The 6,255-nt window shown below is 60.0% G+C and carries 7 protein-coding genes and 1 pseudogene; 5 read left to right on the top strand and 3 right to left on the bottom strand.

Annotated features, from left to right (window positions below):
* Positions 1-104, top strand: a pseudogene (locus HGP12_RS30970) (IS5/IS1182 family transposase); the annotation flags it as partial.
* A 13-nt stretch (positions 105-117) separates the two neighbouring features.
* On the opposite strand, the gene HGP12_RS30965 reads toward HGP12_RS30970, so the two are convergent.
* Both HGP12_RS30965 and HGP12_RS30960 read right to left on the bottom strand, forming a co-directional pair.
* Positions 118-636 carry a GNAT family N-acetyltransferase gene (locus tag HGP12_RS30965; protein ID WP_168843764.1) on the bottom strand — a complete coding sequence of 173 codons (519 nt, stop codon included), beginning with the start codon at positions 634-636 and terminating at the stop codon, positions 118-120.
* A 39-nt stretch (positions 637-675) separates the two neighbouring features.
* Positions 676-1,185, bottom strand: coding sequence for a cupin domain-containing protein (locus HGP12_RS30960; protein ID WP_168843763.1), 510 nt, complete (start codon positions 1,183-1,185; stop codon positions 676-678).
* A 196-nt stretch (positions 1,186-1,381) separates the two neighbouring features.
* Between HGP12_RS30960 and ribH the strand changes: the two genes are divergently transcribed.
* The 3 genes from ribH (at position 1,382) to HGP12_RS30945 (ending at position 4,709) form a co-directional block, all read left to right on the top strand.
* On the top strand, positions 1,382-1,837 hold the full coding sequence (gene ribH / locus HGP12_RS30955) for a 6,7-dimethyl-8-ribityllumazine synthase (RefSeq protein WP_168843762.1): 456 nt from the start codon (positions 1,382-1,384) through the stop codon (positions 1,835-1,837).
* A gap of 3 nt (positions 1,838-1,840) precedes the next feature.
* Positions 1,841-2,323, top strand: coding sequence for a transcription antitermination factor NusB (gene nusB / locus HGP12_RS30950; RefSeq protein ID WP_168843761.1), 483 nt, complete (start codon positions 1,841-1,843; stop codon positions 2,321-2,323).
* Between the two features lie 247 nt (positions 2,324-2,570).
* On the top strand, positions 2,571-4,709 hold the full coding sequence (locus HGP12_RS30945; RefSeq protein ID WP_168843760.1) for a sodium-translocating pyrophosphatase: 2,139 nt from the start codon (positions 2,571-2,573) through the stop codon (positions 4,707-4,709).
* A 195-nt stretch (positions 4,710-4,904) separates the two neighbouring features.
* Here the strand turns inward: HGP12_RS30945 and HGP12_RS30940 are convergent, their stop codons facing one another.
* Complete coding sequence (locus HGP12_RS30940) at positions 4,905-5,414, bottom strand: outer membrane protein assembly factor BamE (protein ID WP_168843759.1); 510 nt, start codon at positions 5,412-5,414, stop codon at positions 4,905-4,907.
* Between the two features lie 280 nt (positions 5,415-5,694).
* On the opposite strand from HGP12_RS30940, the gene HGP12_RS34720 reads away from it, so the two are divergent.
* The gene (locus HGP12_RS34720; protein WP_168843758.1) at positions 5,695-6,252 is read left to right on the top strand and encodes a ubiquinol-cytochrome C chaperone family protein; all 558 of its coding nucleotides are present in this window, start codon (positions 5,695-5,697) and stop codon (positions 6,250-6,252) included.
* The last annotated feature ends 3 nt before the right edge of the window (positions 6,253-6,255 follow it).

Genomic DNA, 6,255 nt, shown 5'->3' with positions numbered 1-6,255 from the left:
CGAGACGCAAGCAGTTCCGCAGGGTCGCTACGCGCTTCGAAAAAACCGCCGAAAACTACCTCGCAGTCGTCACTATCGCAGCAATCGTCCTATGGATCAGATAACTGTCCACACTTCCTAGCGCTCGAATACGGCATTGCACCTGTCCTTGAACGTTACTTCGCCGATACGGCGGAAGCCGATCTTTTCGGCGACCCGCAGGGACGGGACGTTCTCCAGGTCCACGATGCAGGTCATGCGTCGGCCTGCGAACTGTCCGTCCGCCCAGGCGATAGCCGCGTTCATGGCTTCCGTCGCATAGCCCTTGCCCTGCATCGGCGGCGTAATGCTCCAGCCGGCCTCCAGCGTGCCTTCCGTCATCGGCGTCATGTCACGATGCAGATCGAGAAAGCCCACTTCGCCGATCAATCGGCCGCTTTGGCGTTCCTCGACGGCAAAGAAGCCGAAGCCGAGATGATGCCATAGGCCGGCATAGCGCAGGAGGCGTGCCCACACCTGTTCGCGTGTCGGCATTTCGCCGCCGATAAAGCGAACGATCTCCTCGTGTTTCCATAGGCCGAGGAATTCTTCGAAATCATCGAGTCTATGGCCGCGTAGCAGTAGGCGATCAGTCGTCAGCGTCGGAATATGGGTCATGGAGATATGAGCTTTGCTGAATTCTGTCCTTGATGGTGCTTAATCGTTCGAGGCGCCGGGCTCGCCGTCCCAGTAATCGAGGTTGCCGGCGGCGGCGCGGCCGATTGTGCGGAACGTCGCCTTGCCGTCGTTATTGGTCTTCGCCAGGAACTTGCCGGAATCGGGATATTCGACGATTTCCGTTCGTGCCTTGGTGGAAATGGCGAGATAGGTGAGCACGCCGGGGCCGGTATTGATCAGCTGATGCGCCGTCTCCGGGCCGCCGGCGGGGGCACCCAGGACATCGCCCTTGCTGATAGCGATACGCTGGTCGCTGAAGCGATATTCGCCTTCGCCGTCGAGAATGACGAAGAGTTCTTCCTCGACATGATGGTTGTGAAACGGACAGCCGGACTTTCCCGGCGGCACTTCGTTATAGCTGATCCCGAGATCCTTCAGGCCGAGCATCGCCCCGAAAGAGGTGTCGCTGCCGGCAAAGAAGCTGCCCTGTTGCCAATGCTCCAGCTCGAGCTCGCCGACATTGACGGCGGGTGCGGATTTCTTCGTCATGAACCTCCCCTTTGCACGCTTTGAATTATTATCGAAGCGGTTGCGTTGGCGAAAGCCACAATTTTCGCGTCGCGCCGATGATTTCCAAATAGGGCTGGAATTGGCGCCAGCCATTAAAAACACTTGCCAAGCGAGGCCCGCCGTGGTTTGACCCGGCCTGACAAGGTGCCGCGCCCTCTCAATCCGCAGGTGATGTATGACCAGCTCTTCCAATGCCCATATCCTTATCGTCGAAGCCCGCTTCTATGACGATATGGCCGATGCGTTGCTCGATGGCGCCAAGACTGCTCTCGATGAGGCTGGCGCGACCTATGACATCGTCACCGTGCCTGGCGCGCTGGAAATCCCGGCTGCGATTGCTATGGCGCTCGATGGCGGCGACAATGGCGGCGTCGTCTATGATGGTTATGTCGCTCTTGGCATGGTCATCCGCGGCGAAACCTATCATTTCGATATCGTCGCCAATGAATCCTCGCGTGCATTGATGGATCTGGCCGTCAGCGAATCCCTCGCGATCGGCAATGGTATCCTCACCGTCGAGAATGATGAACAGGCTTGGGCTCGCGCCCGCCGTTCGGATAAGGACAAGGGCGGCTTTGCCGCTCGCGCAGCGCTGACCATGATCGCGCTGAAAGAGAAGTTGGGTGCATAATACATGAGCAATCAGGATAACGAGCGACCGGCAAAACCCGCCAACCAGCGGGGCGCAGCGCGTCTTGCGGCGGTGCAGGCGCTCTATCAGATGGATATCGGCGGAACCGGCGTTCTGGAGGTGGTGGCTGAGTACGAAGCGCACCGCCTCGGACAGGAGCTGGACGGCGAGACCTATCTGAAGGCTGATGCCTCCTGGTTCCGCTCCATCGTATCAGGCGTCGTGCGCGATCAAACCAAGCTCGATCCCCTGATCGGCTCGGCCCTGCAGGACGACTGGGCGCTGTCACGTCTCGACAGCACCGTGCGCGCCATCCTGCGCGCCGGCACCTTCGAGCTTCTCGACCGCAAGGACGTGCCGGTTCCGGTCATCGTCACCGAATATGTCGAGATCGCCCATGCCTTCTTCGGGGAGGACGAGCCGAAGCTCGTGAACGCGGTGCTCGACCGAATCGCCAAGCAGGTTCGCGGCGAAGCGAAGAAATAAGGTCCACCGAGCGCGCAAATGGCGACGCCCGTCACTTTCGTTTCCTTCATTCGCGCCTGAATTCATCTTCGAATATTCTTTTGAACCTCCTGCGGGTATTTTACCTGCGGGCGGTCTTGACGCGACGTTGTCCCGACAGCAATCTCGCAACTGCACATCGGTTGATCCCCTGGAGGAAGGGGCTGTTCGTTGGCGCAGGCGGCCGGAGGAGGAGTGAACCGCCGGCTTTTTGGAGGGAAAAAGCGAAATGTCGATTCTTTTAGGTGTAATCGCGTGCGGTTTGCTCTCGGTGGTCTATGCCATCTGGACGACCCGGTCGGTGCTTTCAGCCGATCAAGGTAACGCGCGCATGCAGGAAATCGCGGGTTATATCCGCGAAGGCGCGCAGGCCTATCTGGCGCGTCAATATAGAACCATTGCAATTGTCGGTGTCATCGTTTTCATCGTAGCCTGGCTTCTGCTGTCTGCGGAAGCCGCTTTTGGCTTCATGATCGGCGCGATTCTCTCGGGTGGGGCTGGTTTCATCGGCATGCATGTCTCCGTGCGCGCCAATGTCCGCACGGCGCAGGCCTCGTCGCATAGCCTGTCGGCGGGCCTCGACATCGCCTTCAAGTCGGGCGCCATCACCGGCATGCTGGTCGCGGGCCTCGCCCTGCTCGGCGTCTCCATCTACTTCTACGTCCTGACCGGCATTCTCGGCCATGAGGCCGGATCGCGCGATGTCATCGACGCGCTGGTCGCCCTCGGCTTCGGCGCTTCGCTGATTTCCATCTTCGCCCGTCTCGGCGGCGGTATCTTCACCAAGGGTGCCGACGTCGGCGGCGACCTCGTCGGCAAGGTCGAAGCAGGCATTCCGGAGGACGATCCCCGCAATCCCGCCACCATCGCCGATAACGTCGGCGACAATGTCGGCGATTGCGCCGGCATGGCGGCTGACCTGTTCGAGACCTATGCGGTTTCCGTGGTCGCAACCATGGTTCTCGCCGCGATCTTCTTCGCCGGCACACCGCTGCTCAATTCCGCCATGATCTATCCGCTGGCGATCTGCGGCACCTGCATCATCACCTCGATCATCGGCACCTTCTTCGTGAAGCTCGGTGCCAATGGCTCGATCATGGGTGCCCTCTATAAGGGCCTCATCGCCACCGGCGTCCTGTCGATCATCGGCCTGGCCGTGGCCACCTCGTTAACCATCGGCTGGGGCTCCGTCGGCACTGTCGGCGGCTTCGACGTTACCGGCACGAAGCTGTTTGCTTGCGGCATCGTCGGCCTGATCGTCACGGCGCTGATCGTGGTCATCACCGAATATTATACCGGCACGAACAAGCGGCCGGTCAATTCCATCGCCCAGGCGTCGGTGACCGGTCACGGCACCAACGTCATCCAGGGGCTTGCTGTCTCGCTCGAATCGACGGCGCTGCCGGCAATCGTCATCGTCGGCGGCATCATCGCCACCTATCAGCTTGGCGGCCTCTTCGGTACAGGCATCGCGGTGACCGCCATGCTCGGCCTTGCCGGCATGATCGTCGCACTCGATGCCTTCGGCCCCGTCACCGACAATGCCGGCGGCATCGCGGAAATGTCGCATCTTCCGCCGGAAGTGCGCAAATCCACCGATGCGCTCGATGCGGTCGGCAATACCACCAAGGCGGTCACCAAGGGCTATGCCATCGGCTCGGCCGGTCTCGGCGCGCTGGTGCTGTTCGCGGCCTATTCGAACGACCTGCAATATTTCGCGGCTCACGGTGACAAGTTCCCGTATTTCGCCAATGTGGGCACGATCTCGTTCGAGCTTTCCAACCCCTACGTCGTCGCCGGCCTGCTGTTCGGCGGCCTCATCCCCTATCTCTTCGGCGGCATCGCAATGACGGCCGTCGGCCGCGCCGCCGGCTCGATCGTGGAGGAGGTGCGCCGGCAGTTCCGCGAGAAACCGGGCATCATGCAGGGGACGGAACGCCCGGATTACGGCCGCGCCGTCGATCTGCTGACCAAGGCCGCCATTCGGGAAATGATCGTCCCGTCGCTGCTGCCGGTACTGGCTCCGCTCGTCGTCTATTTCGGTGTCCTGCTGCTTTCCGGTTCCAAGGCTTCGGCCTTCGCTGCCCTCGGCGCATCGTTGCTCGGCGTGATCATCAACGGTCTCTTCGTCGCCATTTCGATGACGTCGGGCGGCGGTGCATGGGACAATGCCAAGAAGAGCTTCGAGGACGGCTTCGTCGACAAGGACGGAACGCGTCATATGAAGGGCTCTGAAGCCCACAAGGCGTCGGTGACGGGTGATACCGTCGGCGACCCCTACAAGGATACGGCGGGCCCGGCAGTCAACCCGGCGATCAAGATCACCAACATCGTGGCCCTGCTTCTGCTCGCCATCCTCGCCGGTTAGAGCAAACCCAGGAAAAGTGCTGCGCGGTTTTCCGTCCGGAATTGCGAGGCAACAAAGAGATGGAGCGGTTCGGAGATTCCATGAAAAGCTGAACCGCTCTTAAGCCCGGAGAAGACCAAGGAAAGCAAACCGAATGCATAATGAAAACCCGCGGGGCGTGCGCCTCGCGGGTTTTTCTTTGAAGGGCTTCCCGGCTTATTGGCCTGGGTTGAGGTTGTTGAGGAAGTTCCTCGCACCGTTGACGCCGTTGCCACTGCCCTGCAGGATCTGTTGCAGGAAGGTGATATCGCGGCCGCCGGTCGGCGTCGTACGGCTGATCATGTCGAAGACCTTGCCGTCCTTCAGCGTATAGTTGGCTTCCTGCTTCACGATACCGTCCTTGTCGAAATAGATCGCCAGGATGTTCTGGTCGACCAGCTTCGGCTTCATGAAGGCGACGGCGCGCGTGCGCTTCTGGGAGATATAATAGAAGACCTCGCCATCGAAGGTCGCGGTGGTCGACGGCGTGCCGAGCGAGAGCAGGACCTGCTCGCGGCTCGAGCCGACCGGCGCAAGTGCCAGCGACTGCGGATCGAAGATGTAGCCGTTGTTCATGACCTCGCTGGTCTTGCAACCTGAAAGGCCCATGGTCGCAATCACCAGGGCGATGGCGGCAGCGCTGCTGAAAGTAATGTCAGACTTGAAATACCGTCTGGTCAACGACATCTCATCTCCCCTAATGAATCAATCCGATGGCCGGACGGCCAATATGACCTTGCTGTGCACATCATTGTGGCCTTTCCGCGATTGGAAAGGGCACAAAGGCGTTGTTCGGCACTCTTCATCACCGATCATGCACAACGTGACGACGGTAAGGGCAGGAGCCTCGAAGCGGGCACAAACGGCATTGCAATTCGCGCCTGCTTCGGTAAACCAGCTTTTGCGTGGATGCAACACGGCCAAGCAAAAACGGCGCGCTCTGAAGGAGCCAATTCTGGGAATTCTCATGATTTTTGGGCTCTTCCGCAAAAGAAATCACAATCAGATCATCGTCGTCAGGCAGTATGAGGTCCTGACATCCATGGCGCGGCAGCCGGTTTTCTATATCGACTATGACGTGCCGGATACGGTGATGGGGCGCTTCGAACTGCTGTCCGTGATGATGATCCTGTTCTTCCGTCGCACGCGGTCGTCGGCGACCAGCGGCCAGGAACTTGCCCAGGAAATCGTGGATGCGTTTTTCGAAGATATCGATTATTCGATCCGCGAGCTGGGGATAGGCGATAACAGCGTGCCGAAGCGCATGAAGAAACTGGCCGGTATGTTCTATGGACGGCTTGAAAGCTATGCGGCTGCCATGGATGGCAATGATCGTGCGGCGCTTGCCACGGCACTACAGCGCAACATTTATCCCAAGGCGGAAGAGGCTGCGGCTTCCATGGTCGAGCTTGCCGGCTGGATGCTGACGGCGGAAGCGCATCTGGCCGCGGTAGCCGAAGATCGGATCGCCACGGGATCCGCGACGCTGCCGCAGCCGGCCAAACTCGACCGACAGCTCGGTTAGGAG

It is taken from the genome of Rhizobium sp. P28RR-XV (assembly GCF_012641385.1).
Lineage (GTDB): Bacteria > Pseudomonadota > Alphaproteobacteria > Rhizobiales > Rhizobiaceae > Rhizobium.
This window is presented reverse-complemented; position numbering and strand designations above follow the sequence as displayed.

Excerpts from the sequence above, each read along its gene's own strand:
- ribH (WP_168843762.1), top strand. The coding sequence starts at position 1,382 with ATGACCAGCTCTTCCAATGCCCATATCCTTATCGTCGAAGCCCGCTTC.
- HGP12_RS30960 (WP_168843763.1), bottom strand. The coding sequence starts at position 1,185 with ATGACGAAGAAATCCGCACCCGCCGTCAATGTCGGCGAGCTCGAGCTG.
- HGP12_RS30945 (WP_168843760.1), top strand. The coding sequence starts at position 2,571 with ATGTCGATTCTTTTAGGTGTAATCGCGTGCGGTTTGCTCTCGGTGGTC.
- nusB (WP_168843761.1), top strand. The coding sequence starts at position 1,841 with ATGAGCAATCAGGATAACGAGCGACCGGCAAAACCCGCCAACCAGCGG.
- HGP12_RS30965 (WP_168843764.1), bottom strand. The coding sequence starts at position 636 with ATGACCCATATTCCGACGCTGACGACTGATCGCCTACTGCTACGCGGC.
- HGP12_RS30940 (WP_168843759.1), bottom strand. The coding sequence starts at position 5,414 with ATGTCGTTGACCAGACGGTATTTCAAGTCTGACATTACTTTCAGCAGC.
- HGP12_RS34720 (WP_168843758.1), top strand. The coding sequence starts at position 5,695 with ATGATTTTTGGGCTCTTCCGCAAAAGAAATCACAATCAGATCATCGTC.